This window comes from Shinella sp. HY16 (assembly GCF_028534175.1).
Lineage (GTDB): Bacteria > Pseudomonadota > Alphaproteobacteria > Rhizobiales > Rhizobiaceae > Shinella.
In genome coordinates, this window is sequence record NZ_JAHYXL010000009.1 from 102,460 (window position 1) to 125,327 (window position 22,868).

Here is a 22,868-nt window from a genome sequence, read left to right on the forward strand (position 1 = left end):
CGACTGGTAGCGAAAGGAACAAACAGGGAACACAGGGGGCATCAAAAATCAAGATAGAAAATTACGCGATCCTAATCTGCAGATCTGCAGCTAACGCGAGTGTCTGCATGGTGGTAGCTTTTGGAGGCGCTGTCACAGTGGAGAGGACGAGGATCACCATGACTGACGAAGTGGAGCACCTTTCAAATACCCTGATGTGGACCGTCGGCATGATTACCCAAGCTGGGCCGGACGATCTCAAGCGTGTGGCAAGGGCCTATCGAGAAGCGCAGGACCTGGTCTCGAAGATTCCGAAGACTGAGGAAGGCGCGCGCCCTCGCATCATCGCTTGCTTTCATCGATCGGACGAGTATCGCGCTGCAGACGATATCGCCTGCGTCGGATGGATCCTGACCGCAATCCAAGAGCGCGTGAACGAAGGCGATCTACGCGACTGGAGGAAGCTGCGAACGGTCGTAAGGCAGATGGTAAAGCTGCTGCAGGAGCCAGCACCTTCGCTTCACTGATATATGCCTTGCTGTGGCATCCAGTTGGCGAGCTTCAAGGTTTGCTCTTAGTTAAGCGACGAGCGGCAGCATAATTGTCGAAGTCCCGAAAATTCAGAAAACATGCTGCAAACAAGACAGCCGTCTCGGCCAAGAGCAGGAAGCCGATCAGGTACTGCGCGTACAAAAGTGCGGGTACAGCATAGGTCAAGGTTGCGACACCAACTGCACCCGGAATCAGCACCCACGCGGCGTAAAGGAACAATCTCCAGCCGTTGGACACCTTGCTACGCATCACAAACCATGTTCCCGTCCAAATTATATGCGGCCCGGCTTTTGCGCGTGCCCGAGCAACGCCCACTGCGTCGGTAGGGTGGTTTAGCAATGCCTTAATCTCTGGCACTGTTGCGTGAGATCCGAAGCTCTGCTCATAAGCGAGCTGCAGGACAGCATCCGTTTTTTCTCGACCAGAGAAGAACTTTTCTTCTGCCTGTATACGGGCAGCGTGCCGTTCCTTCCAAGCTTTGCGGATCTTCGTGCTCAATGTGAATAAAGCGATGAAGATGGCGACCGCCTGCATTAGCGAAGCGTTGCCGATTTCTTTAGCAATTGTCGATAGTTCCGGGAGCACCAAACACCTGTCTGTTCCGTTGGAAAGCCGTCCTGCTACGCCAAGGAAGTGGATTTTGCGTTTAGTGAGTTGGTGCAGGCTTCGTTAATCTAGAAATGACGCCGCATGAGCGCCGGCTGATCGCCAAAGGCGGCCGGCGCGCGGCGGAAACCAAAGCCAACCCGCTGAGTGTCATGGCGCGGCTTTCGCCGCGCCATTCCTTTTCTGCCTTCCGACCGTCCGGGGCTCCATGGCTATCACCAGGTCATGCACCATCTTCAAGGCCGTATCGTCGAGCTTTTTCAGGTGGTCGACCGTTTCTCCCATCAGCTTGTTTCTCACTTCTTTGCGTGACTTGCCTTTGGGATGCGTAGGCCGTTCGTTGACGAAGGGATCGAAGAATTCTTCTGGAGTGATATCCAGGACCTCGAAAACGTGGATCAGCCGTCCGACGGTCATCAAGGAAGAGGCGTTCTCGTAACGGGAATAGGTCGCCTCCTTCACCCCCAGCAGTGTAGCGACTTTGGCTTGTGCAATCTGTCGGTCGGTTCGCAGGTCACGCAGTCTCTGAGCAACAAGCAGATCCAGTTCCTTGAGATCGATGATCTTTCCGTCGAGCCGCTTGCGATAAACGGGATAATCCTTGTTCGGGTCGTCAACGCGTTCAAGTCCGAGATAGCTTACCCACTGCTCGAGTCCGAAACCTGCCATTGCCACCAACCACACTGGAAATTAATCGTTATTCCTCTGGAACAAATAAAGATGGTACCTCGAAAGTCTACCCTGAATAGCTACTTTAGCGCATCGCTTTGCGACCCCGCTCTATGCCTTCGGCACGGAGCCAGCAGACGCTGTCTCCGCCCATTCGGGTGACGATCGGTTGCGCTGCGGCTTCGCCTTCGATCACATGCATCTTGGGCAAAAATCGGTACCGACATTTACAGCCTCTCCCGATCGACCCATATTGGCTACTGATCAAGTCAGGTCGTGGCAAGTCTCTAGCCCTTTCTTGTCGCGTGCCTACGGAGGCCGCCCCGCCTGATCGGGGCGGCCTTTCCGCATCTTGAAAAGCTCCTCACAGTCATCAGCACCAGTCACGGTGAGTCCGGACCCCGTCACGATGAAGCAGTGACGCCAGAGGCGTCCTGTCTGTCTCTTTGATGAGGGAAAGAGGAGCGCCGCCCCCTCTCCCTCACAAGGGGAAAAAACGGTCTCCCCGTCCTTCCTTCGCGCAGCCTTAAGGCCGCGCTTTCGTGCAGGATCGCCGCTAACGCGCCGCCCCATCGGCTCTGCCTCGGGCGGGCGAACCCCCTCCGTTTTTATCCCCTTGCCACCCTCTCCCCCGCTGCTCCGCGCGAGCTCGGGAGCAGGAGCGGGGCTCCTGCCCACGAGGGGCACGAGAAGACCGCTTCGCGGAATTGGAGAAAGGGCTAGACTATGACCACAACCGCAACCGTTTACCTGCTGGACCCGGAAGCCGGGACCATTCAAGCCGCAGAGGTCGCCGCGCCGAGCGCGTTTTCTCAAACCTACGGGCTGATTGGATGCCAGCTTGTCGAGGTGGTGCCATTCGACACGAACCACGTTCTTATCGTCGATGAGGAGGGTTTGCGCGACGGCTTGACCGCTTTCACTGTCTTTGATGGCTACCCGCAGCCATTGGCTGGAAAGATCGTTCTTGCCAGCCTGGACGGCTCGCATGTCCTACCGCCGCAGATCAGCATTGAGGAAGCAGCGGCCCGCCTGAACGTCTGCAAGCCGGTTCTTGATCCGGTCTTTGCCAAGGCAGACGAGCATTCCCCCAATGGGGTCATTCTGGGCGGCGCTTTGATCGGGTTCCAGACCCGCATCACCCGCACTCACCCAACCGTCATGGCGGGGGTAGTCCGATGATCATCGCTGTTGTCGAGGACCGCACCCTGTCCATTCTCGCCGGAACCTTTGCCGCGACCATCGCGGCGAAGGACATCGAACATAGCTTCCATGCCGTTACTCATTTTCCGGAGCGGCGCACCCTTTCCGAACTGGAAGGGCTGGCAGAGCGCCTGAACGGCTTTGCCGCCTACATGGTGGAGCTGTGGGAGCAAGCAAAACTGCCCCTGCCTGACGCTGAATTAGAGGCCTTTGCCCGCCGTCATGTCGAGATCACCCGCAAGTATTGGGCAGCGGAAGGCCGTTGCATGAACTGGTTTATCACCGGACCTGCCCGCTTTCCCGTCGCCCGCAATGAAAAGCGGATGCAAGTATCAGACGCCCGCCGTGCTGACGTCTCGGCCCATATCGCGACTGCGAAAAAGGCAGTGAAGCGCAAGGCGTTTCCCCACGGGACCGATGACGAGCCGATCCGCTCCGGCGATCCGGCCGCCATGCAGCGCATCGCCTCGCGGATCGAAGACCTGGCGCTGTCCATCGACCGGATGAAACGGGCGAATGTCGTCATTCGTCGGATGGAGAAGGATCAGGCGAGCGAACCCGACATTCTGGCCCGTGTGGTGGCAGAAACCGGCATGGACGAGGAGAGGGCATCGCGTGGCGTTACCCTTGCCCCGTGGCAGAACCGACGCGGTTTTTCCACCACCAACACCCGCGCCGAACTGCGCCGCATGCAAACCCGCCTCGCTTCGCTTGCTGCGATGAAGAAGCGCGGCGACCGCGCCGAGGACGTCGAGACGGAGGCAGGAGCCGTCACGGTCAAGGAAAATGCCGACATGGCCCGCATTCAATTGCTGTTTCCCGGCAGGCCGGACGAACAGACGCGGCGCACCCTGAAATCTCACGGGTTCCGCTGGTCCCCATCGCAAGGAGCGTGGCAGCGCAACTTGAACGAGGCCGGACGCTATGCGGCCAAGTGCGTCTTGAAATCGATCAGCGGCGACAGCGCCGCTTGATCAGCCCCGGAAAACAGAGGATCCCCACATGAATGAGCAAATTTTTACAGTCATGGAGTTTTCCGGCCGAGGCGACGCCATGTTCGGCGGCAGTGCCGCCGACTGGAGCCTATACACCCAAGAAGACGGCTCGAACGCTTTCATGAGCGCCGCCGACGCGCAGCGCCGCCAACTGGTGAAAGCCTATTTCCCGACCAAGAAGGAGGCAAGTGAGGCCGGAGAGGCAGCCAGTCAGCGCAAGGGTCTGATTTCGGCCCTGCCTGTTCGGCGCGTTGACGAGATCCCCTATGCGCAATTGCGCTAGATTGTGGGAAACATGCACGTTGGGACCAGCGATGACGACTTGAAAGCCGACATCAAGGGACGCGCGAAGTCGGGCATGACAGAGAATCCCGACCTTCTGGCGCAGGCGTGCGCCTATGCACTGGCAAGCCACCGAGCCAATCAGGGCTTGGTTGCCCATTTCCGGCTGTAGGAGGCGAAGCATGAAAAGCAACGGCCAGCGCCGAAGCGTTGAGGTCTTCGACACGCCCTCCGGTTTAGGCGGGAGCCACACGGTTGAGGTTGTCGAGGACCTTAGAAACAATAAGGTCAGGGTGCGCGTCTGGTATGGACGCGCCACCGCGACAGGTTGGGAAGCGTGGAAGGATTGGGACGGCTACCGCTTTGAGACCGACCGCGCCAGCCTGACCAATAAGCGGTCAATGCCGCTGTTCAAATAGGACCTGGGCCGCATTTCGATGCGGCCCGACATCAGGAGGGACACCATTGAGCCGCTACACCGTGACCGTGAAAACCGACGAAGAGACCGACGAGAACGCCGTAATCGGCTACGATCCGCCGTTGCGCACCTTCTTTCTGCAGGCATTTCCCGACGAGGAAACCGACGAATATGCACTGTGGTTCGGGACGCTTCTTGAGCAGCACCCAAGCCTTGAATCGATCATCGAGAGCGCGCGCCGGTTTGGCTATGAGATCGAAGGGCTGTCACAGGATGCCATCGTCGCCATGACAAAGGAAGCAGGAACGCCGACGCCGCCAAGCCTTGGCGAGCGGTTAGGGTTGGTACGCTGACAATTGGTTGGATGCTTTGTTGCGGGGCTGGTTCGGAAGAACTGGCCCCGTAGCCATTTTGGCAGTTGCGAACCTGGCCGCATCGAGCGGGCTGCGGTCCGCCCGAAGGGAGCCCATGCCCCTCCCCTCGGCTCCCCTCCCGCCCGGCATGCTGCCGCCGTTGGCGGCGCTTTGATCATCTCGCTCAGGAGGTTGATCGAACCGGGCAATCCGCCAGCAATGAGCTCATTTCCTTGGCGGAAAGCTTGCTTTTGGTCGCAATCAGATAGGCCGCGAGATAGGTCAGCTTCAAGTTGGCTTCTCCCTCGCCCTTTGGCTTGTAATTGATGATTGCCAAGCGGCGTGCCGTCGCCTTTTTCCCCCCTTGAATGGCTGCCGAGTGCTGATCGATCAACTCACGAAGCGAGGGGCCTTCTCCAGTCGCACTACCTGCGGTTTCCGTTCCAACGTGCTTGGACGAGAGCTCTTCCGAGGTGAAGCTTGTGCCCAGAGTGGCTGTTGCTCGATGCGACGAACGCGAACTGGATAACGACAGTAGCATGGTGGATGCCTCACCGATCAAGTTGCATTGGAGGGGCTTTAAAACCATTGAACCTGACAAAACGCACGATAGGATGCGAAACGAAACGAAATCCGGGCCTGCAAGTCATTGGAAAAAAACGGTAAGATTTTTGTCGCGCCGCCTAACGATGGAAGCGATTTCAAGGAGCTGTTCAAGCAGATGGCCGCTGCAGGAGCCGGTCGGCCCTTGGGTGATGATGGTTTTTCGCAGGGTCCCTGGACGCCGGAACTGCTGGCGGATGCCATTTCGAAGATCGACTCCAATCGTAGCGGGGTGGATCTCCGCACGGTCCAGCTCTGGTTTCAGGAGAACGACAAGGGCATCAGCACCACCAACGTCCGCTGGCTCGCACGCATCTTTGGTTGCGGCGACAAGGAGGCGACGAATGATTGGATGAAGGAGCTTAGTGCAGCGCAAGCCCGCCTGACTGCCAAGCGACGGGATACCAGAAAGACTGGCGGCGCAGCTACTTCGCGAGTGCCGGACATGCCGGCGCCAGCCGCAAACCAGATTCCGCTAACGCCGGTCGTCTCGGTGGATCTTGAACCCATGTCGACGGAGCGGCCATCTGGTTTGGCGATCAGGACCGAGACGATTTTCTCTCACGGATCACACTTGAATCTGCCGTCTTCGGTCTTTGCCGGTTCGTCCGCGCTTGGGTTCCTGTCCTATATCCTTGGGATCCACACCATCACCTATATGCGCGAGGACGGTATCGAAAAACAGGTCGGCTTTCTGTGGGCGCCAAACTGGACCTTCCTCTTCATGGTGCTGCTGCCGCTGTTCTTCGCCATAGTCATCGAGCTTCTGGTTTTCTGGAAACATGATGCACGTCTAAGGTTTCTGGCACATGCCGATCGACCTCAAAGCGGGGATGCCTGGATTCAAAACCTGCAGGCGAACTCCCATACCTATTGGGCGGTTTTCCTGATCTGCATCTTGTTTGCCGGCCTGGCTCAATGGATTGGGGTGCAGCTGATCCCGCTGTTAGAACAGGCGCAGGATTTTGCCCCGAGTTGGGGGACGATTGGCATCATACGGCCTGACATAATCTCGACCCCGGCAGCCATCGTCTTCACCGCCCTCGCCTACCTCTATATGTCCGTCACCTTCTACCTGCTCTTTGCGGGCCTGATCATTCTGCATACGATCATCCATGATCTTTGGAAGCTCGATAGCCAAGCGACGCTTCGGACTGATCAGGCATCAGGGCCGGGGGTCAGTGAGGCCGCTCTGAGGATCATGCGGGGGGTGTTCCGATGCACAGTTCTCGTCGTCCTGGCCGCCATCTGCATGAAAGCGCAGAGCGCCTATCTCGCTTCACAAGGCCCCGACATCATAACGTGGATCGTTCGCGATGTGTGGGCTGCCCTCACCAACTACGACGACGGCGATCATATCTTCGGCTATCGAATGCCAACCCACTACAGCAGCCTCCTCGTCGCAATATCGACCTGCAGCGTCTTCCTGTATGGAGCGATCCGGCTGGGCAGTGACAGACGTCTGCGAGCGCCCTTGTGGAAGATGTCTTCCGCGATCGGACTGCTCCTGATTTCGTATCTGACGATCGATGCCTTTGACGGCTTCTCGGTTTTGCTGATTGTCGCCGCATTGATCGCTACATACGGGCTATTTGATCCAGAGTTTGGATCCGGCTGGCGAGCCGCCGATATGGAAGGCGACCATGTTTCATAGCTGGCTCGATCGTTGGGACGAGGGCCGCGCCCAACGCGGCGAAGAGGCCAAGGAGACCACGGACCTCATTCTGGACGCCGATCGTGCATTCCCCGGCATGGGAGCGGCTGAAACGCTAGAGGGGTTCTGTGTACTCGCGGAAACGGCCGCGGCTGATCCGGGTTTCTTCGATCCGCCTGATTCAAGCGACCAAACCTTTGAGCTGCGGGATGGCTGGCTGAAATTCCCTTCGGACATCTCAACGGATGTCGCGGAAAACAACATCGTGTGGGCCAGGATCACGGAGAGCGGAAAACGCGATCAGGCGGTGGTGATCTTCCATCACTGGAACACCGAAAGTCGGAACCGGCAGATTGCCGGGTTCCTCTCCTGGCAAGGGATCACGGTTATCGAGATCGCCATGCCTTACCACTTGGAGCGCAAGCGCCCGGGCTCGCTCTATGCCGATTACATGCTCAGCGCCAATCTCGGCCGAACGGTGCAGGCCGTAAGACAGGCTGTATGGGACGGGCGCAAGCTTATCCGCTGGCTGAAGCGCGAGGGGTATCGGGATGTTTCTGTCCTCGGGATGAGTCTTGGTTCCTGGATAGCCGGACTGGTCGCGGCGCATGAGACCGCCGTTTCTCGGGCGTCACTCTTCCTCACGGCAGGAAGCCTTGCCGAAATGGTTTGGACCGGGCGCGCAACCCGATCGATCCGGAAGAGCCTCGAGCCGCATCTTACGCTTGCCCAGCTGCAACGAGCGTGGGCACCACTCAATCTTGAAAACCATGCAGACAAGCTGGCGCGGCCAAGCCTCGAACTTCATGTCATACTGGCATCGAGGGACACGGTTGTTTTGCCGGATCTGTCAGAACGCCTGCTAAAGCGGCTGCAGAATGCCGGAGCCAGAGTGAGCGTGCTGCGGCTGAATTGCGGGCACTACTCTCTTGCGCGGCCACCCTACATCTTGAGAGCTGGCTGGAGCCTGAAGCGGTTTCTGTTGCGCAAGCGCGACGCCGCTCAGGCATAGGAGCGCTTGAGCGCCGCATCGAGCGGCACTCAACCGCAATGAGGGGAGCCCCCTTCGGCCCCTCCCCTCAAACTCCCCTACCCCCTCACGACGGACGCGCCCCGCAAGCGGGACGGCTCACTGAGGCTTGTTGTCGTTTCCGGCTAGGAGCATCGACGCGAGCTCAACCACCGCTACAGCATCACGGCGATGGAGATCCGACCTGGCGGCCGGATCACGATTTGCCGGTTGAAGGCAAAGGCGACGGCCGGGGCTACGAAGGCCGCGTTTTCAGGCCGCTCCTTAGTGGCCGTACGTAATCTAATGCTGTGCACGATACGTCAGGCCCCGCCTTGGCGTGCAACCCTAAAGGGTTCTCCTCTCCGCTTCGCTCCGTTGCGATCGCTGCGCGATGCACTCGGCGGTTCCAGCCGTATTCGAGCTTCGCGATTACGCACAACCACTAAGGAGGAACCTCTGATGAAAACGCTCGTAACCTTCTGCCAGAAAACCGGCCGTCGCCTTCGCCAGTTCATCAACCGGCAAATCGCGAAGCTGTCCCATAAGGGCCAACTTCGGTTCTCCATCGCCGTGATGCTTCCGCTCATCGCCAAGGTCGAGTTCAGCTATCAAGTCGAGCTCAACAGCAAGGCCGGAAACGACAACAAGCCTCAGTGAAGTACGGCCGCACCCTGCCCTGCAGGGTGCGGCCTATCCGTCGTGATCCCGAACCCGCGGCCTTGCACGCGCCCGCAGGAAGCATATTTGCTGGAAAATGACCGACTTTCCAAAAGCGCCACCCGAAAAGGACGAAAGCCGCTACATCGCTTGTCAGATGGCGGTGGAGACTGTTTTGCAGGACCTGGTAGAGGATGCCATGCGCCGAGGTTGGGAGGAGACGGAAGTCCTCTCCGCCATTACAGAGGTTGCGGACAACCTCATGCTGGCGGCGGATGCCAATCGGGATCTAGACCTGCTTCTCGTTAATCTGAGAAGCAATATGCCCCCGCCCAATCTTGCCGGTTAGGCGTCTCCAACATCGAGCGAATATACTGCCGCTGCGTCTTCAGGGTCGCGAAGTCCCTTGAACGAGGCGTGGCGCAGTTTCCCGTCGGACGTCCATCCCCGGAAGTCGATTTCAGCGATCAGGCCTGGATCTGTCGCGATGCGGGTCTTCTCTTTGAAGCGGATCACCGGCTTGTTCGTTTTCAGCTTGTCGAGCTGCTTTCGCAACGCTCGCGCTTGCTGATGCTTAAAGCCGGTTCCGACACTTCCGACATAGACATACTCACCTCCTCTCAGAGCTCCGAGAAGGAGGCTTCCAAAGCCATCTGGCATAGCTGACGACAGTTCGTAGCCGAGGATGGCAAAGCTCTCGCGCTGGACGCACTTGATCTTGATCCAGTCACCAGTCTTGCCCGGTCGGTAGGGGCGATCACGATGCTTGCCGATGATGCCCTCCAGGCCCAGCGCGCAAGCGTGTTCGATCAGCCTTTCGGGATCCTCGTTGATTTCCTCTGACAAGCGGATCGCGCCTGTGGCCTCATCAAGCAGATCCTCAAGGATGTGCCGCCGTGCAGCAAATTCCAGCTTACGCAGATCATGCCCGTCGAGGTACATGAGATCGAATGCGAACATGAGCGCGGTTTCAGCCGGCTGCTTTCCGGTCCGGCCCCCAAGCGAGCCCTGCAGTCGTCCGAAGTCTGATCGCCCCATCTCGTCGAGCACGACGGCTTCACCATCGAGGATGAATGTCGCCGGACCAAGAGCGGCCGCCGCTGACGCAATGGCCGGGAATCTTGCTGTCCAGTCAAAGCCGCCGCGTGTCAGGATCCTCACCTTGGATAGCTCCCGGTGGACAGAAATCCGGTAGCCGTCCCACTTGATATCGTATGACCATTCAGACCCCTTCGGCGGGCGGTTCTTCAAGACGGCTAGGCAAGGTTCGACGCGATCCGGCATGGGATCGAACAGGAGGCGCGGCTGTTCAGGGTCGCGAGGTCTCAGGCGTCCGCTTCGCAGCGGCGCCTTATCTTCCGTCAAAAGCGGTTTCGGCGGCTTTCGCGGTCCTTTTACCATTCCGCCATTTCAGCAGAGACAGCTTAACAACCCGCTTAGGAAGCCTCTGGACCTCCGTCCGCTTGCTCCATAGGGTTTCGGTGCCCGGAAACGACGTAGGACAGGCACTGGTGGATCAGGCAACCGCCCAAGAGCTGCTGAAGCTCATTCACAGTATCGCAGATCCTTGCGAGGATATCATCGCCAAGGCTGGCGATCTCGCCGGCGATCCGTCCCAACCGCCAGAGATCCAGCAAGCCTCTGCTGACCTGGCTGCGACTGTTGAACAGCTGTTTCAGATCGCCCACTACATCATGAACGCAACGCCCAGGCTGTAGAGGCAAGGAACGGTTTTGCCGGGGGAAGTCGGTCCCGGCTTCCGCTTCGCGGCGCTATGCTAAGCCTCCTGCGGCTTCCCTTCTTCCGTCAAAACCGTGTCGAGAATTCCCGCTTTCCCGCCCCTGAAGGAGGGGCGGCGCTATGCTGAAAGCTCCGATGTTCTTCATTGTCCTTCTCGGATCTCGGACTGGCGCCGATCGATCCGAGCCGAGCGGCTAACCGCCGCTATCGACACATTGAATCAAGTTGAAATGGAGAGCTGCCCGAGGAGCGGAGCGCTCATCACTCGGAGCGCAGCGGGCAGATCCATCGTTTTATAACCTGGATCAGAAGACGGAGAACCGGCGTCGCCGGTTCGCATCCGCAAGGAGCGGCCGGGATCGGCCGCCCATCTACCCTGCCCTATACCGCTCTTACGATAGGTCGCCGATCGCGCCAATGGGCAAGCGCGCAAGCGCTGTCGCTCGTCAGGAAAAACGGCTTTCGCCGTCAAGCCGGCAAACCTTCCGTTTTTCCTTCCTCCCGCCCCATGACCCGATCCGCGTCCTAACGGGAGCGGGCTGCGCCCTCCCCCTTCGTTCCGCCGGATGTGGGGGCACATCCTTCGTCAACGAAGGCAGAGGCTTCGCCCACTAGCGGGGCTTGCTCCCAAGGGAAACGGGAAAAACTGGAGCAAGAGACCATGAGCGACATCATCGCGATAGCACTGAACAAGCTGGACGCAGACCCGAAGAACGTCCGCAAGACTTACACCAAGGAGAGCATCGAGAGCCTGTCGGCGTCGATCCTCGCCAATGGCGTCATCCAAAACCTTGTGGTGCGCAAGGCATCCAAGGGGAAGGGGAGATACCTCGTAACCGCTGGCGGTCGCCGCCTCGCAGCCCTCAATCTTCTGGCCGAGCGGGGCGAGATAACGGCTGACTACGCTGTAAATGTTATTGTCCGGGAGGCGGGCGACGCAACGGAATTGAGCCTAACCGAGAATGTCATGCGGGAAGCGATGCACCCCGCAGACCAGTTCGAGGCGTTCAAAGCGTTGTTCGATGAGGGCAAGTCCATCAAGGACATCGCCGCCCGGTTCGGGACAACTGAAATCATCGTCAATCGCCGTCTTGCGCTGGCGAAGGTTTCCCCCGTCCTGTTCGCGGCGTTCCGCGCCGAGGATATGACCTTTGAGCAGCTAGCCGCCTTCACCATCACCGACGATCACGCTCGACAGGAAGAGGTTTGGAATGCCCTCCCCTCATGGGATCGTAGCGCCAACACAATCAAGCGCCGTCTCGCCGTGGATGAAGTCCCTGCAAGCGACAAGCGGCTCGCGCTGATCGGCGGGTTAGAGGTTTATGAGGCTGCTGGCGGTCCAGTGCGCCGCGACCTGTTTGCCGAGCAGGAAGGCGGCTTTGCATGCGATAGCGGCTTGCTTGAAAAGCTGGTTGCCGAGAAGTTGGAGATAGAGGCCGAAGCTGTGAAGGCCGAAGGCTGGAAATGGGTCGAGTGGTGCGCTCAACAGCCGGATAACATTTATCAGATGGCCCGGGTTTACCCGCAGCGCGTGGACCTCAGCGACGAAGATCAAGCCAAGCTTGACGCACTGACTGAGCGTTTTGACGAACTGGCGGCGCAGATCGATGCGGATCAGGAGGATGAAGCTGCCGAGGCCGCCTTGTCCGCCGTCGAGCAGGAAATCACCGTCCTGCAGAAGCGCGAAGAAGCCTATCGCAGCGAAGACCTCGCAATGGCAGGGGCAATCGTCACAATCGACCATTGGGGAAAGTTGTCGGTGCTGAGAGGCCTTGTCCGCGACGAGGACAAGAAGAAGGCCGAGGCGACGGAAGGGAAGCAAAGCGGGGCGAACGAGGAAGCTGACGGCGCTTCGAAATCTACGGGACTGACCCATTCAGCCGCATTGATTGAAGACCTGACCGCTCAGAAGACGGCGGCACTTCGTGTCGAGCTGGCGAACAATCCCGACATTGCGCTTGTGGCGGTCGTCCACGCGATGTTGCTCAAGGTGCAGTATCGCACGGCATGGGGCATTCCCGGTCACCAGAGCGCGCTTGAAATCTCTGTCACCCATGAAGTGCTGGACGGTTCGATGAAGCGTCCCGCCGAGAACAAGGCCCTTGAAGCGTGGGGAAGCCTTGAGGAAAACTATGGGCATCGGCTTCCCGGCGATCCTGCTGACCTCTGGGAATGGCTGATGGATCAATCGCAAAGCGAATTGTTGCAGCTTCTGGCCTATGCCGCCGCCCATTCCGTCAATGCGGTTGAGAAGAAGTTCAGCAGTCGCAGCCAAGCGCTGGCCCATGCCGACCAGATGGGCCGCGCATTGAACGTGGACATGCGTGACTGGTTTGAGACTACGGCGGAAAGCTATTTCAGCCACGTCAACAGGCCGACCATTCAAGCCGTTGTTGCCGAGGTGCGCGGCGAGGATTTCGCCGCTGGTGTCGGCAATATGAAGAAGGGCGAGGCTGCGGAGTATGCCGCCAAGTCCATCAAGGACAGCGGTTGGCTTCCGCCTCACGTTCGGATCGCGTCTGACCCCGACGCAGAGGGTGAGGCTGAAACCTCAGAGGACAAGAACGAACACTCGTTCCCGATGGCAGCGGAATAATCCCGCCGCTGCTTTCCGCCGGTCACGTCCTCCAGCGTGACCGGCTCCCCAATTCCAGAGGATAAGCCATGCTTGATTCCGTACCTGATCCGACCCTTGCCGCCGAAAGCTGCTGTCAGCTAATCAACGCCTACCTGAGCGACCCGGAGCATGTTGATTGGGATGAAGTGCAAAAAGCACTCGATACAGCGCTAAAGGCCTTCGATCTACCGCCGACCTATCTTGAGGATGCTGCTCAGCGCGGCTGAGCCTGCTTCAAGATCGCACTTTATCGCCCGCCTTGGCATCGAGCCAATGCGGGCGCTTTCGCAGGTGCGTGGGAGGCAGAAACGTATCGGGGGACGGCAGATCAGGCCGCTTGTTGAGAGGAGGCCCTCGCCCCCTCCTCTCAAACTCTCCTCCCCACCCTGTTGAATTTCCCCAACAATAAAGGGGGCTAATTCATACTCTGGAAACGTTCCAATTTTAGGCGCGAAGAGAGGGAAGGCGCGGACAAGCGCGCTAAAAAATTGAAATTTAGGCGCTATTTCAGATGTCAGCTGACCCGGCAAAGCAACGCGGAAATGTGACAACTTGCATCAATTCGGTATCTCAGGTTACTAATCGCAATCGGGCGGAACCTAAACCGATTCCGACTCGCGCATTTTAACAGTTTTTTGGAGATCGCACCCGGCCCAGAAAAGAAAAACCGCTCCCGAAAGATCCGGAAGCGGTCTGCAGTTCGAAAATATAAGCAAGATCGTTCTCGCAGACCTCCCCTCCGATGTCAATAATCAAAACACCTTTTCGGTGAACGGCGGAGCTTTGTCTGGCCTCTGACAGGAGACGGACGATGGGGGAACCCACACAACACAAGCGGCCGACGGGTCGCAGAATGACGAAGGAGCGAGCCGACTTCCGGCGACTGGCGCAGTCAACCGAAGTCGGAACGGTGACGCGTGGTCAGCTTGCAGTACTTGCCAAGAACCTGATGACAGTCGGGATGATCACAACTGCAGAATACGCATTGCTGGAAGCCATCGTAACGACCGCCAAGGCTGACGCCTTCGATAAAGGAGGGCGCCCGATCGTCTACAAGTCGAACAGGCAGCTTGGCTATGACATCAACAAGTCACCGGGACGCATAAGCCGTATTCTCTCGCGTTTGTACGACCTCGGCCTCGTCACCATGCAGGACAGCGCGAATTTCAAGCGCTACCCGATCCGTGATGGCGAAGGAGATATTGCCGACGCTTGCGGCATTGATCTACGTGTCCTGATCGCTCGGCACCATGAACTTGATCAGCTGGTGCGCCAGAAGCGGGAAGAGATTCGAGTTCGCGAAAACGCAGCGCGTCGCTTCCGAGACGCTCTACGTGCCGCGAGGTATGCTCTCGTGTCCTCAACCGAACGAGGCGAAGTCATTCTCGGGCGGATCGGCTCCCGTGTTGAGAAGATCGCGGCCTTCATCGGATCAGCCAGGTACGCACCGGCCCAAGTCCTCCGGAAGGCAACAATGCTTTTGGAGTGGCTTGCCGACCGACTGCGCAACGTGAATCGGACCCCGCGAACCTCCGACATAGATGCAAATATGACATGCACGGATGTCGAAAACGACATCCACATACAGATTACAACCCCGAAACTTTTTGAAGCTCGTAATGATGATCGGCGTTCGGCTGACGCCGAACAAGTCAGTTCGTTAGAGGCTGGCTCCGCCAGCAAGAGGGCTTTTGAAGAAAGCCTGAGGCGCCGTTCGAGCCAAAGCAACAGGCAAAAGCACCCGCAGCCGTCACTTGTGGCGCTGGAAGATGTGTGGAGGGCTACGCCAAGCCTTGCCGAATATGGCTACAAGCCGCCGCGCAGCTGGGCGGACCTGGACCGGATTGCCCCCAAGCTTTGCCGCATCGCCGGTGTGTCTGAGGACGCGCGCCAGCGGGCCGTGGACCGAATGGGGCAGCAGGCGGCAGCTGTTGCTATTGCTCTGACGTTTGAGAAATACACGCGGGCCGAGATCAGCTCGCCGGGCGGGTATTTGCGGGCTATGACCGACCGCGCCGCGAGCGGAGACCTTCATCTAAACCGCTCCGTCTTTGGGCTGGCAGCCCGCAACTCGATGGAGGCACACTCGTGATAGGAAATCGCTTGGTTGGAGCCGCGCTGGCCGCGCTTTTGTTCACCGCGTCTTCTGCAGCGGCCGACTATTCAGGCCGGGCGCGAGTGATCGACGGTGACACCTTCAGCATTCGCCAACAGAGGATCCGTATCGCGGCCATTGACGCCTGTGAGCGGGATCAGACTGGCTCCAAAAACGGTGTGATATGGAATTGCGGGATTGAGGCACGTCGCTACCTCGCCCGCATGATCGATGGCAAGCATGTCCGCTGCGTTGAAGTCGATCGAGACCAGTACAAACGCCTTGTCGGCCAGTGCTTCATCGACAACTCGGATATTGGCCTTGAAATGGTGAAGGCGGGCCAAGCCAGCCTCTTGTTGCGGTATCTGCCAAGATCCCATCCGATCGACCTGGACCAGTATCGCCGCGCCGAGGCAAGAGCCCGGCAGCTAGGCCAAGGCTTGTGGGGCGCTCAGGTTGAATCACCCTCCTCCTATCGCCGCAGCCATTCCGGCAACTGAACGACTGGCGGCGCTGATATGGGCAACAGATGGCGAGATCTCATGTTTTGGTGGAACTCTTGGTTACCCCAGCCTCTTGTTTCAGGCTGCTGGTTCGGCTGCATTCAGCACAATCCCGCCCTTGACCTGTGCCGATGTCCCATTTTTCGAGGTGACGTATTGCTGCAAGCGCTCAGGCCCCACACCTCCAAAGTGGTTGCTCTTGATGCCCGTTCGCACGGCGACGCGGTTGGCGCAAAGCCGTTCGTCTCCAAATTTTCCCCGCCTTCAGCTTCCTCGCGAAACAAAATTTGTTCCCGTCCAGCCTCCTTCGCTGCGCTCCGGCCTACGGTGCGCACCGCTTTTCGCCGTGCCTTATGAACGATCATCGCAACCACCATAGAGGAGTGATTAACATGAGCATGACCAACTTCATCCAGTTCGACAAAGACGACATCGACAATGCCAAAGGAACCGGCCTCATCTCCACCATCGACCGGGACCTGGACATCAAGGTTACACCTTTCGACTCCACCAACGAAAAGGCTCCGACGCATCGCGTCTATGCCAAGTCACCTCGCGGCCACGACATCGAAGTTGGCGGCATCTGGAAGAAGACCAGCGGAGAAGGGAAGCCGTACTACACCCTCTCCATCAAGCGCCTCGGCTTCAACGCCAACTTGGGCCGCTACCCCGGCCAAGATGACGTGGCACTGCAGGCCATCATCGAATGGGAACCCCGCGATTGATCGCTCTGGGAGGCCCGATCTCCGATCGGGCTCCCACCATAAAAGAGCCGCTTACCCCGCATTCGCTGGATATTCGGCTCTTTTTGTGCTAAGTTGAACAGTAACTGGAGGCTCTGCCAATGAACGTTCATGCCCCACGCCCCGATCGCTCTCCGGAAGCTGTTGCAGCACGGAAGAAGGCTTCAGATCAGGCACGCGCTGCGAATATGCGGCAGGGTTACACCGGTGACCCGGTCTTGGAAGAAGCGAAGGCCCGCTACGTCGCTGGGGACATCACTTCCGAGGAAATGCGCCAAGAGATGCTGGCCCGATACAAGCGGCCTTGATCATCACCTAGACATTTATAGCGGCCGCCTGTGAACTCAGGCGGTCTTTTTGCATGAGGTTTCGCTTGGCCCGCGATGATGAAGCCAAAGGCTCCTACACCTATCCCAACACGTCAGGGGATGAGGATTACAAGGATGTTCTGAAGAACAAGCTCAATATCAGGAGCTATTCAGAACTGCGCGAAGCCGAGTACGCGATTACGGACTCAAGGATTACGGAGCTGGCCGAGGGAAAAGGCCCTACCGGTAATCACGACGCAGCGCATCTGAAGGCTCTGCACGGCTACATCTTTCAAGATATCTATGAATGGGCAGGACACACGCGCAATGAAAGTCCTGTCGTCGATGGGCATCGGGTAGAGCCGGTAGGCGGGCTTTCGAAGGGCGATACGACTTTCCTCCCCGGCTCGCGCATCGAAATGGGTCTCAACGAGGCGCTGAGGCCTGCTAGAGACGTTCAGGGCTTGCGAGCCGCCACACCCGAGCAATTCGCCGAGAAGGCCGCTCACGTCCTATCTGAGTTGAACTATGTTCATGCCTTTCGCGAAGGCAATGGAAGGGCAAACGAAGCTCTGGTGGTCTCATTGGGCCGCACCTATGGGCATGATATCGATCTGACCGTCATCACCAAACCTCGCATGATCGAGGCATCCATTGAGACCACGAATGATCCGTCCAGTCCGGCGATGAAGCACCTCATCCAGGATGCAATGGATCCTAACCGCCGCGAGGCGATCCGCAGTGCCATGTCCGATCTTGAGCAGGCTGGCGAGAAACCGTTCGAGCACAATATCCGCACGGCCCGCCAGGGCGAAGTGATCGAAGGCCAGGTTCTCGGCCATGACAATCGAGTAGCGAGCCTCGTGACCGAAAAGGGGATTGTGGCCGTAGATCGTGCTGATCTCCCCGAGCAAATACCTGCTGACGACGAGGAAGTTAGGTTCACCGCAAGATCTGATTTCAAGACTCTGGGTCGGCCGGAACAGGTCCAAGATGCCCATTCGCAGCCAGGTCAGCAAAAGGCCCAAGAGCCTCAGTCGCAGCACATCAATGCCGAGCTTAAGGCTATCGAAGCGCAGCAGCTTGCCGATCGCCAGCGAAACCGCGACCAAGACGACCGAGAGCGCTGATCTGCGGCCCTGTCGCTGCAGTGAGGGCCCGTATCGTCGGCCGGGGTGTCTACGCTCAGCGCCCTCTCCTGTCCGTTGGATGGTTTGACGGACAAACTACGATAGCCCCTCACCCATTCAACCGCTTGCGCGGTCCTACACTCCGTTGCGGCCCTACGGGTGCATGGGCTCGTTTCGCTATCTTCGGATCTTTGCCGTCAACCAACTAACAGGAGACGGCAATGCAGAGCGTAAAGGACACCTACCAGCGGATCACCGACACCATCACCCAGCAGCTCGAGGCCGGCACCAAGCCTTGGATTCGGCCATGGCGCGGAAATGTTCGCAGGTCGGCTACGCCGCTGCGTGCCTCCGGCGAAGCCTATCGCGGCATCAACGTGGTCATGCTTTGGCTCTCCGGGCAACTCGCCGGCTACGACGAAAACACATGGATGACTTACCGGCAGGCTCAGGAGCTTGGCGCTCAGGTCCGCAAGGGCGAACAAGGAACCCTCGTCGTCAAGTACGGCACCTTCACGCCGAAGGATCAGGAGGCGGACGATCGCGCAGTCCCCTATCTCAAGGGCTACGCTGTCTTCAACGTCGAGCAGATCGATAACCTGCCTGACCGCTTCAAGAGCCCGGCCGATGATGTGCCAATGGATGCCGTTCCAGTTCTCGAAAACGTCGAATCCTTCATAGATCGCACTGGCGCGAAGATCACCTACGGCGGCAAGCAGGCTTGTTATCGCCCTGGTCTCGATGACATTCTGATTCCGGATCGGGGGCGGTTCCTCAGCGAGATTCACCTTTACAGCACTGTTCTTCATGAAATTTCTCATAATGCCGCGATCCGGATTATGCCGCATGGCCTCCGTTGGAGCCCTGTTAGCCTGATTTCGGCCATGCGGCTGTTCGGGATAATCAGAGCCCTTCCAGGAAGGCGAGTAGGTTATCGTCGGGCCGGAACCGCCCCGAAGGCGTGGCCGGGGCCGCGACGCGGGCAAGCGCCTTTTCCTTCATTCGCATGTCGGCATGGATGTAGATCTGGGTAGTCTCAACGTTTTCGTGGCCAAGCCAGAGCGCGATGACCGCAGGATCGACGCCGTGATGGAGCAGGTCCATCGCCGTACTGTGGCGCAGCGTATGAGGCGTAACCCGCTTGCAGCCAATGCTGGGGCACGTGCGTGATGCCGTCAGGCAATGTTTGCGCACGAGATGCTCAAGGGCATCGTGGCTCAGCGGCTCCCCTCTGATCGATGGGAATAGCGGCCTGCCCTTGTCACCGTCCCCGATCCAAGCGGCCAGGAGCTTGGCCGTTTCACGGCGAAGCGGGGTGGCGCGCTCCTTCCTGCCCTTTCCCATGCAGCGGATATGTGCGCCGGATCCGAGCACCACGTCAGCACACTTGAGACCGACCAGCTCGGAGGCCCTGAGCCCGGTTTGTACCGCGAGTAACAGCAGGGCATGGTCGCGTCGCCCCGCCCATGTCTTCCGGTCAGGCGCTGCCAGCAAGGCAGCGATTTCGTTGGTGTCGAGGAACGTCACCTCCCGCCGCACGTAGCGCTTGTTGGGCATGGCGAGGATGCGCTGGCATTGCAGCAGCCAAGTCGGGTCGCTCATCGCGACATAGCGGAAGAAGGATCTGATCGCGGCGAGCCTGGTGTTCCTGCTGCGTGCGCTGTTGCCTCGGGCGGTCTCCGTATGGACGAGGAAGTCGGCAACCAGATCGGCGTCGATATCCTCGATCGACAACTTGACCGGCGGCTTGCCGCGTCGTGCACTTGCGTACCGCAACAAAAGTCGGAACGTATCCCGGTAACCGGCAATCGTATGGGGGCTCGCTTCCAACTGGATGCGTAGCCGGTCAGTGAAGAAGCGCTGGATTAGAGAAGGCAAGGTGGCAACACTCATTGACGTGTCTCCCCGTCGCCGGATGTCGCTCGCACCATTGCCAGACCGAGCAATTCTGGCACTGCTTCCAGATACCAATACGTGCTGGCAGGACTGCCGTGACCGAGATAGGTAGTCAGCCGTATCATCTCGCGTGCCGGGTCTTTGCCGGTGCGGTACCAATGGATCATCGTCTTCACCGCGAAGCTGTGGCGAAGATCGTGAACGCGCGGTCCCCGTCCATGTTTGCAGTGTGGTTGATGGGTTCTGAGCCCGGCGTCCTGACATGCCCGCGCAAAGTTGTATCGGGCCCCGCAGTCGGTGAGCCGTGAAGCTTTGTCGGTGACGAACAGCGGCGCGACAGGATGGCCGATCAGCCGGTCCCGTTCGACAAGATAATCGATCAGGTGCGTGGCGACGCTGAGATGGAGCGGTAGCAAGCGCTCTTTGCCAAGCTTGCCCTGCCGTACCCGCAGCACACCGTTCAATGTGTCGATGTCATCCCGGTCAAGCGCCAACGCCTCGCTGATACGAAGACCAGTAACCGCGATGAGCCCGAACAGAGTGGAGCAGGTCAGGCCTCGCAGACCGTAGACCGACGGCAGTTCTTTGGCGGCCGCGATGATTGTTCTGATTTCATCGTCGCTGTAAATGTGTGGACGCGACCGTCGGATCGAGCTTGGTAACAGTCCTCTGCTGGGCACCTCATGAGCTGGATCGAAGCTGCTGAGCCACTGTGCAAACAGACGTACAGCAGTCAGCCTCGCTCCTCTGGTTGAGGAACAGGCCTCAGCCAGGGTGGCGTGCCAACGCAGGAACAACGCCGTGTCGACATGTGTGGCGCCCTCGCGGTCAGCGAACCGGGTGAAGCGACGAAGGATGCGAGCAGCGGTGCCAAGATCATAGCCCAGGCTGCGCCTGACACTCAGATAGCGGTCGAGTTGGATGGTGAGGCTCATCACACACCTCCCGCCGCTGGCCAAGGCTGTGCGATCGATCGCAAGCCTTCAATGTCGAGGCGTGCATAGATCATCGTCGATGTTCGTGATCGGTGTCGCAACACGTCGCCGATTTCATCCAGCGAAGCCCCCGTGTTCACCAATTGGGTCGCAAGACTATGGCGGAGCAGGTGCGATCCCACATAGGGTGTCACCGGCTTCTGGCCGGTTGCCCTCAATGCCTCTTTGAGGACGTTGTTGACGATCTGGCTATCTCTGAACGGTCGATGCGGCGCGCTATGGGTGACAAACATCGCGCGGCATGTCGCCGGGCCTCTCTCTTCGCGAAGGTAGCGGCTGAGCGCATCGCCGACCTCCATCGTGATCGGTAACCGGTCGTGCAGCTTGCCCTTGCCGCGCACCATAAGTTCGCCCGCTCGCCAATCGATGTCGTCGAGTTGGATTGCCATGACCTCGACTGCTCTCAACCCGAGCCGGGCCATCAGCAGCAGCATCGCATAGTCCCGTGCGCCGTGCCTTGGATTGTTGCGCACATTGGCCAGGACCGCTTCAACACCATCTGGCGACAGATGTCTTGGCAGTCGCGGGCTCCACGACTTTGCCGTTTTCGGCACGCTCAGCGCCAGATTGGTCGACGTAGCTCCACATGCAAACAGATATTGGAGGAAAGTGCGAACATGCGTTCCAATCGTTTTGTCGCGGCGCGCACTCGCCAGGACATGCTCCACGAACCCGATCGCATCGGCGGGACACAAGCAACCGATATCGATCGTCGTTTCTCCGAAGCGGTAGTCGAGGAAACGGTTGGCGAAGCGCAGCGAGTGATAGATCGTCCGCTGGCTGAGACCTCGTTGTTTGACGAGATAGGTTTCGAACCTTGCCAACAAGTCGGCGCGCGCGATCTGAGCTTGGGTTAGCGCCGTGGGCTCTACCACGCCGATGTCGATTAGATGCTGGGCAAACCGGACTGCGAGCATGTGAGGGCGGACACTCTGGTAATACCTACGCGGCAACGTCCGTCCCAGCCGATCGGCCATGTCTAGCGTGAGTTTTGAAGGCTTTACCCCTTCCGCATCCATCACCTGGCCAAGCCTTCGAATGATCGACCGGTACTCTTTGATGGTCGGCGCCTTATAATCGGCGGCGACGAGACGCTGGGTAAACGAGTCCAGGTAGGGCTCGACGCAGGTGTTCAGAATTGCAGGCATCTTTCGTGTGCTCCTTGTTGTTGGAGCCACGAAGATTATGCCGAACGCGATTGACGCGATCACCCTGCAGGCCGCGGGTTCTCGAAGAGATGCGGCATAACCCGGATCACGGCATTATGAGAATTATGCCGATATCGGCATAAGACGCATTGGAGTGGTGCAAAGGCACGTTTGGGCCGTGACCTGAGTGGGCGGTTCGGCAGTGAGGCCTACGCCATGGAGGAGCTTGTTGCCGAGATCTCAGCCGCGTTCGTCTGCGCCGATCTTGGTATCGAGCATGATCCGCGAGACAACACCGCGACTTACGTTGAAAACTGGCTCAAGGTGCTCAAGCAGGATTCACGTGCAGTCATCACTGCCGCCGCAAAGGCTCAGGCAGTCGCTGACTATCTGCGAACTCTGAATTTCTCGAATTCAACGGATTGCCATCCGAGAAGTTAGTCGCATCTTCCGTTCCTGTGATTGCGGCGAGTTCGATGCCCTAACTCGCCGCTGCAGACTGATTCTAGTTGGTCGGGGCAATCAGATCCAAGAGCGCGTTTTATAATGCCTGCTGATTGTCAGCTGACAATTAGATCAAGCCATTGAATCCAATCATATCTTTCTCTTGGTCCAAGAGGTTAATTTGCGTTAACCAAAAACTGCTTGACGGATAGACGCGCCATGAGATCATTTGCGCAAATTGCAGCGAATTATCGGGTTTACCGTGA

26 protein-coding genes and 2 pseudogenes are annotated in these 22,868 nt (G+C 58.6%); 21 read left to right on the forward strand and 7 right to left on the reverse strand.

What is annotated here, in order from left to right; translation table 11 throughout:
• Positions 1-158 precede the first annotated feature (158 nt).
• Entirely contained in the window at positions 159-506 is a 348-nt protein-coding gene (locus tag K0P03_RS34715; protein WP_174060420.1) for a hypothetical protein, read from the forward strand.
• 34 nt (positions 507-540) lie between these two features.
• Here K0P03_RS34715 and K0P03_RS34720 read toward each other — a convergent pair whose 3' ends face one another.
• Both K0P03_RS34720 and K0P03_RS34725 read right to left on the reverse strand, forming a co-directional pair.
• The gene (locus K0P03_RS34720; protein ID WP_272792181.1) at positions 541-1,119 is read right to left on the reverse strand and encodes a hypothetical protein; all 579 of its coding nucleotides are present in this window, start codon (positions 1,117-1,119) and stop codon (positions 541-543) included.
• Between the two features lie 168 nt (positions 1,120-1,287).
• A complete protein-coding gene (locus tag K0P03_RS34725; RefSeq protein WP_272792182.1) occupies positions 1,288-1,806 on the reverse strand; it encodes a helix-turn-helix domain-containing protein in 519 nt (172 codons plus the stop codon).
• 726 nt (positions 1,807-2,532) lie between these two features.
• Between K0P03_RS34725 and K0P03_RS34730 the strand changes: the two genes are divergently transcribed.
• From K0P03_RS34730 to K0P03_RS34755, 6 genes are read left to right on the forward strand one after another with little or no spacing between them, the layout of a single operon-like run.
• A complete protein-coding gene (locus K0P03_RS34730) occupies positions 2,533-2,988 on the forward strand; it encodes a DUF3846 domain-containing protein (RefSeq protein WP_127625878.1) in 456 nt (151 codons plus the stop codon).
• Positions 2,985-3,983: a hypothetical protein gene (locus K0P03_RS34735; protein ID WP_272792183.1), complete on the forward strand. Its 999-nt coding sequence runs from the start codon at positions 2,985-2,987 to the stop codon at positions 3,981-3,983. Before K0P03_RS34730 ends, K0P03_RS34735 begins: the two co-directional genes overlap by 4 nt.
• A gap of 28 nt (positions 3,984-4,011) precedes the next feature.
• Positions 4,012-4,287, forward strand: a complete 276-nt coding sequence (locus K0P03_RS34740) for a hypothetical protein (protein WP_272792184.1) — start codon at positions 4,012-4,014, stop codon at positions 4,285-4,287.
• 39 nt (positions 4,288-4,326) lie between these two features.
• Positions 4,327-4,458, forward strand: a complete 132-nt coding sequence (locus tag K0P03_RS34745; protein ID WP_272792185.1) for a hypothetical protein — start codon at positions 4,327-4,329, stop codon at positions 4,456-4,458.
• A 10-nt stretch (positions 4,459-4,468) separates the two neighbouring features.
• Entirely contained in the window at positions 4,469-4,705 is a 237-nt protein-coding gene (locus K0P03_RS34750; protein WP_272792186.1) for a hypothetical protein, read from the forward strand.
• Positions 4,706-4,751: 46 nt separating this feature from the next.
• Positions 4,752-5,057, forward strand: a complete 306-nt coding sequence (locus K0P03_RS34755; protein ID WP_272792187.1) for a hypothetical protein — start codon at positions 4,752-4,754, stop codon at positions 5,055-5,057.
• A 184-nt stretch (positions 5,058-5,241) separates the two neighbouring features.
• Here the strand turns inward: K0P03_RS34755 and K0P03_RS34760 are convergent, their stop codons facing one another.
• A complete protein-coding gene (locus K0P03_RS34760; protein WP_272792188.1) occupies positions 5,242-5,598 on the reverse strand; it encodes a hypothetical protein in 357 nt (118 codons plus the stop codon).
• A gap of 108 nt (positions 5,599-5,706) precedes the next feature.
• On the opposite strand from K0P03_RS34760, the gene K0P03_RS34765 reads away from it, so the two are divergent.
• The 4 genes from K0P03_RS34765 to K0P03_RS34780 all read left to right on the forward strand — a co-directional run bounded on the left by K0P03_RS34765 (position 5,707) and on the right by K0P03_RS34780 (position 9,332).
• Positions 5,707-7,314, forward strand: a complete 1,608-nt coding sequence (locus K0P03_RS34765) for an RcgA family putative transporter (protein ID WP_272792189.1) — start codon at positions 5,707-5,709, stop codon at positions 7,312-7,314.
• Positions 7,304-8,326 (forward strand): alpha/beta fold hydrolase, encoded by a 1,023-nt coding sequence (locus tag K0P03_RS34770; protein ID WP_272792190.1) that lies wholly within the window; start codon positions 7,304-7,306, stop codon positions 8,324-8,326. The genes K0P03_RS34765 and K0P03_RS34770 overlap by 11 nt, the downstream gene beginning before the upstream one ends.
• A gap of 459 nt (positions 8,327-8,785) precedes the next feature.
• The gene (locus tag K0P03_RS34775; protein ID WP_052642493.1) at positions 8,786-8,983 is read left to right on the forward strand and encodes a hypothetical protein; all 198 of its coding nucleotides are present in this window, start codon (positions 8,786-8,788) and stop codon (positions 8,981-8,983) included.
• A gap of 97 nt (positions 8,984-9,080) precedes the next feature.
• Complete coding sequence (locus tag K0P03_RS34780) at positions 9,081-9,332, forward strand: hypothetical protein (protein ID WP_272792191.1); 252 nt, start codon at positions 9,081-9,083, stop codon at positions 9,330-9,332.
• Here K0P03_RS34780 and ligD read toward each other — a convergent pair.
• A complete protein-coding gene (gene ligD / locus K0P03_RS34785) occupies positions 9,329-10,384 on the reverse strand; it encodes a non-homologous end-joining DNA ligase (RefSeq protein WP_272792192.1) in 1,056 nt (351 codons plus the stop codon). The two genes, K0P03_RS34780 and ligD, sit on opposite strands and share 4 nt — an antisense overlap.
• Before the next feature lie 110 nt (positions 10,385-10,494).
• Here ligD and K0P03_RS34790 point away from each other — a divergent pair, with 110 nt between their 5' ends.
• From K0P03_RS34790 to K0P03_RS34830, 9 genes are all read left to right on the forward strand, one after another.
• Positions 10,495-10,701, forward strand: coding sequence for a hypothetical protein (locus K0P03_RS34790; RefSeq protein ID WP_037094711.1), 207 nt, complete (start codon positions 10,495-10,497; stop codon positions 10,699-10,701).
• A 683-nt stretch (positions 10,702-11,384) separates the two neighbouring features.
• The gene (locus K0P03_RS34795; protein WP_272792193.1) at positions 11,385-13,319 is read left to right on the forward strand and encodes a ParB/RepB/Spo0J family partition protein; all 1,935 of its coding nucleotides are present in this window, start codon (positions 11,385-11,387) and stop codon (positions 13,317-13,319) included.
• Between the two features lie 68 nt (positions 13,320-13,387).
• Positions 13,388-13,567, forward strand: coding sequence for a hypothetical protein (locus K0P03_RS34800; protein ID WP_272792194.1), 180 nt, complete (start codon positions 13,388-13,390; stop codon positions 13,565-13,567).
• A gap of 584 nt (positions 13,568-14,151) precedes the next feature.
• Positions 14,152-15,432 (forward strand): plasmid replication protein RepC, encoded by a 1,281-nt coding sequence (gene repC, locus K0P03_RS34805; protein WP_272792195.1) that lies wholly within the window; start codon positions 14,152-14,154, stop codon positions 15,430-15,432.
• A gap of 11 nt (positions 15,433-15,443) precedes the next feature.
• Complete coding sequence (locus K0P03_RS34810) at positions 15,444-15,935, forward strand: thermonuclease family protein (protein ID WP_272792196.1); 492 nt, start codon at positions 15,444-15,446, stop codon at positions 15,933-15,935.
• 395 nt (positions 15,936-16,330) lie between these two features.
• Positions 16,331-16,663: a DUF736 family protein gene (locus tag K0P03_RS34815; RefSeq protein ID WP_102022171.1), complete on the forward strand. Its 333-nt coding sequence runs from the start codon at positions 16,331-16,333 to the stop codon at positions 16,661-16,663.
• A 119-nt stretch (positions 16,664-16,782) separates the two neighbouring features.
• Positions 16,783-16,989: a hypothetical protein gene (locus tag K0P03_RS34820; RefSeq protein ID WP_244712686.1), complete on the forward strand. Its 207-nt coding sequence runs from the start codon at positions 16,783-16,785 to the stop codon at positions 16,987-16,989.
• Positions 16,990-17,054: 65 nt separating this feature from the next.
• Positions 17,055-18,119 carry a Fic/DOC family protein gene (locus K0P03_RS34825; protein WP_244712684.1) on the forward strand — a complete coding sequence of 355 codons (1,065 nt, stop codon included), beginning with the start codon at positions 17,055-17,057 and terminating at the stop codon, positions 18,117-18,119.
• A gap of 221 nt (positions 18,120-18,340) precedes the next feature.
• Entirely contained in the window at positions 18,341-19,153 is an 813-nt protein-coding gene (locus tag K0P03_RS34830) for an ArdC family protein (RefSeq protein WP_443020646.1), read from the forward strand.
• Here K0P03_RS34830 and K0P03_RS34835 read toward each other — a convergent pair.
• From K0P03_RS34835 to K0P03_RS34845, 3 genes and pseudogenes are all read right to left on the reverse strand, one after another.
• Positions 19,137-20,012: pseudogene (locus K0P03_RS34835) on the reverse strand (tyrosine-type recombinase/integrase); the annotation flags it as partial. The gene K0P03_RS34830 and the pseudogene K0P03_RS34835 overlap by 17 nt on opposite strands.
• Positions 20,009-20,950, reverse strand: coding sequence for a tyrosine-type recombinase/integrase (locus K0P03_RS34840; protein ID WP_272792198.1), 942 nt, complete (start codon positions 20,948-20,950; stop codon positions 20,009-20,011). The pseudogene K0P03_RS34835 and the gene K0P03_RS34840, both read right to left, overlap by 4 nt.
• Positions 20,950-22,158 (reverse strand): tyrosine-type recombinase/integrase, encoded by a 1,209-nt coding sequence (locus K0P03_RS34845; protein ID WP_272792199.1) that lies wholly within the window; start codon positions 22,156-22,158, stop codon positions 20,950-20,952. The genes K0P03_RS34840 and K0P03_RS34845 overlap by 1 nt, the downstream gene beginning before the upstream one ends.
• Before the next feature lie 144 nt (positions 22,159-22,302).
• On the opposite strand from K0P03_RS34845, the pseudogene K0P03_RS34850 reads away from it, so the two are divergent.
• Positions 22,303-22,599: pseudogene (locus tag K0P03_RS34850) on the forward strand (zincin-like metallopeptidase domain-containing protein); the annotation flags it as partial.
• Positions 22,600-22,868 lie beyond the last annotated feature (269 nt).

Excerpts from the sequence above, each read along its gene's own strand:
- K0P03_RS34715 (WP_174060420.1), top strand. The coding sequence starts at position 159 with ATGACTGACGAAGTGGAGCACCTTTCAAATACCCTGATGTGGACCGTC.
- K0P03_RS34725 (WP_272792182.1), bottom strand. The coding sequence starts at position 1,806 with ATGGCAGGTTTCGGACTCGAGCAGTGGGTAAGCTATCTCGGACTTGAA.
- K0P03_RS34730 (WP_127625878.1), top strand. The coding sequence starts at position 2,533 with ATGACCACAACCGCAACCGTTTACCTGCTGGACCCGGAAGCCGGGACC.
- K0P03_RS34735 (WP_272792183.1), top strand. The coding sequence starts at position 2,985 with ATGATCATCGCTGTTGTCGAGGACCGCACCCTGTCCATTCTCGCCGGA.
- K0P03_RS34740 (WP_272792184.1), top strand. The coding sequence starts at position 4,012 with ATGAATGAGCAAATTTTTACAGTCATGGAGTTTTCCGGCCGAGGCGAC.
- K0P03_RS34750 (WP_272792186.1), top strand. The coding sequence starts at position 4,469 with ATGAAAAGCAACGGCCAGCGCCGAAGCGTTGAGGTCTTCGACACGCCC.
- K0P03_RS34760 (WP_272792188.1), bottom strand. The coding sequence starts at position 5,598 with ATGCTACTGTCGTTATCCAGTTCGCGTTCGTCGCATCGAGCAACAGCC.
- K0P03_RS34770 (WP_272792190.1), top strand. The coding sequence starts at position 7,304 with ATGTTTCATAGCTGGCTCGATCGTTGGGACGAGGGCCGCGCCCAACGC.
- K0P03_RS34775 (WP_052642493.1), top strand. The coding sequence starts at position 8,786 with ATGAAAACGCTCGTAACCTTCTGCCAGAAAACCGGCCGTCGCCTTCGC.
- K0P03_RS34780 (WP_272792191.1), top strand. The coding sequence starts at position 9,081 with ATGACCGACTTTCCAAAAGCGCCACCCGAAAAGGACGAAAGCCGCTAC.
- ligD (WP_272792192.1), bottom strand. The coding sequence starts at position 10,384 with ATGGTAAAAGGACCGCGAAAGCCGCCGAAACCGCTTTTGACGGAAGAT.
- K0P03_RS34795 (WP_272792193.1), top strand. The coding sequence starts at position 11,385 with ATGAGCGACATCATCGCGATAGCACTGAACAAGCTGGACGCAGACCCG.
- K0P03_RS34800 (WP_272792194.1), top strand. The coding sequence starts at position 13,388 with ATGCTTGATTCCGTACCTGATCCGACCCTTGCCGCCGAAAGCTGCTGT.
- repC (WP_272792195.1), top strand. The coding sequence starts at position 14,152 with ATGGGGGAACCCACACAACACAAGCGGCCGACGGGTCGCAGAATGACG.
- K0P03_RS34815 (WP_102022171.1), top strand. The coding sequence starts at position 16,331 with ATGAGCATGACCAACTTCATCCAGTTCGACAAAGACGACATCGACAAT.
- K0P03_RS34820 (WP_244712686.1), top strand. The coding sequence starts at position 16,783 with ATGAACGTTCATGCCCCACGCCCCGATCGCTCTCCGGAAGCTGTTGCA.
- K0P03_RS34830 (WP_443020646.1), top strand. The coding sequence starts at position 18,341 with ATGCAGAGCGTAAAGGACACCTACCAGCGGATCACCGACACCATCACC.
- K0P03_RS34840 (WP_272792198.1), bottom strand. The coding sequence starts at position 20,950 with ATGAGCCTCACCATCCAACTCGACCGCTATCTGAGTGTCAGGCGCAGC.
- K0P03_RS34845 (WP_272792199.1), bottom strand. The coding sequence starts at position 22,158 with ATGCCTGCAATTCTGAACACCTGCGTCGAGCCCTACCTGGACTCGTTT.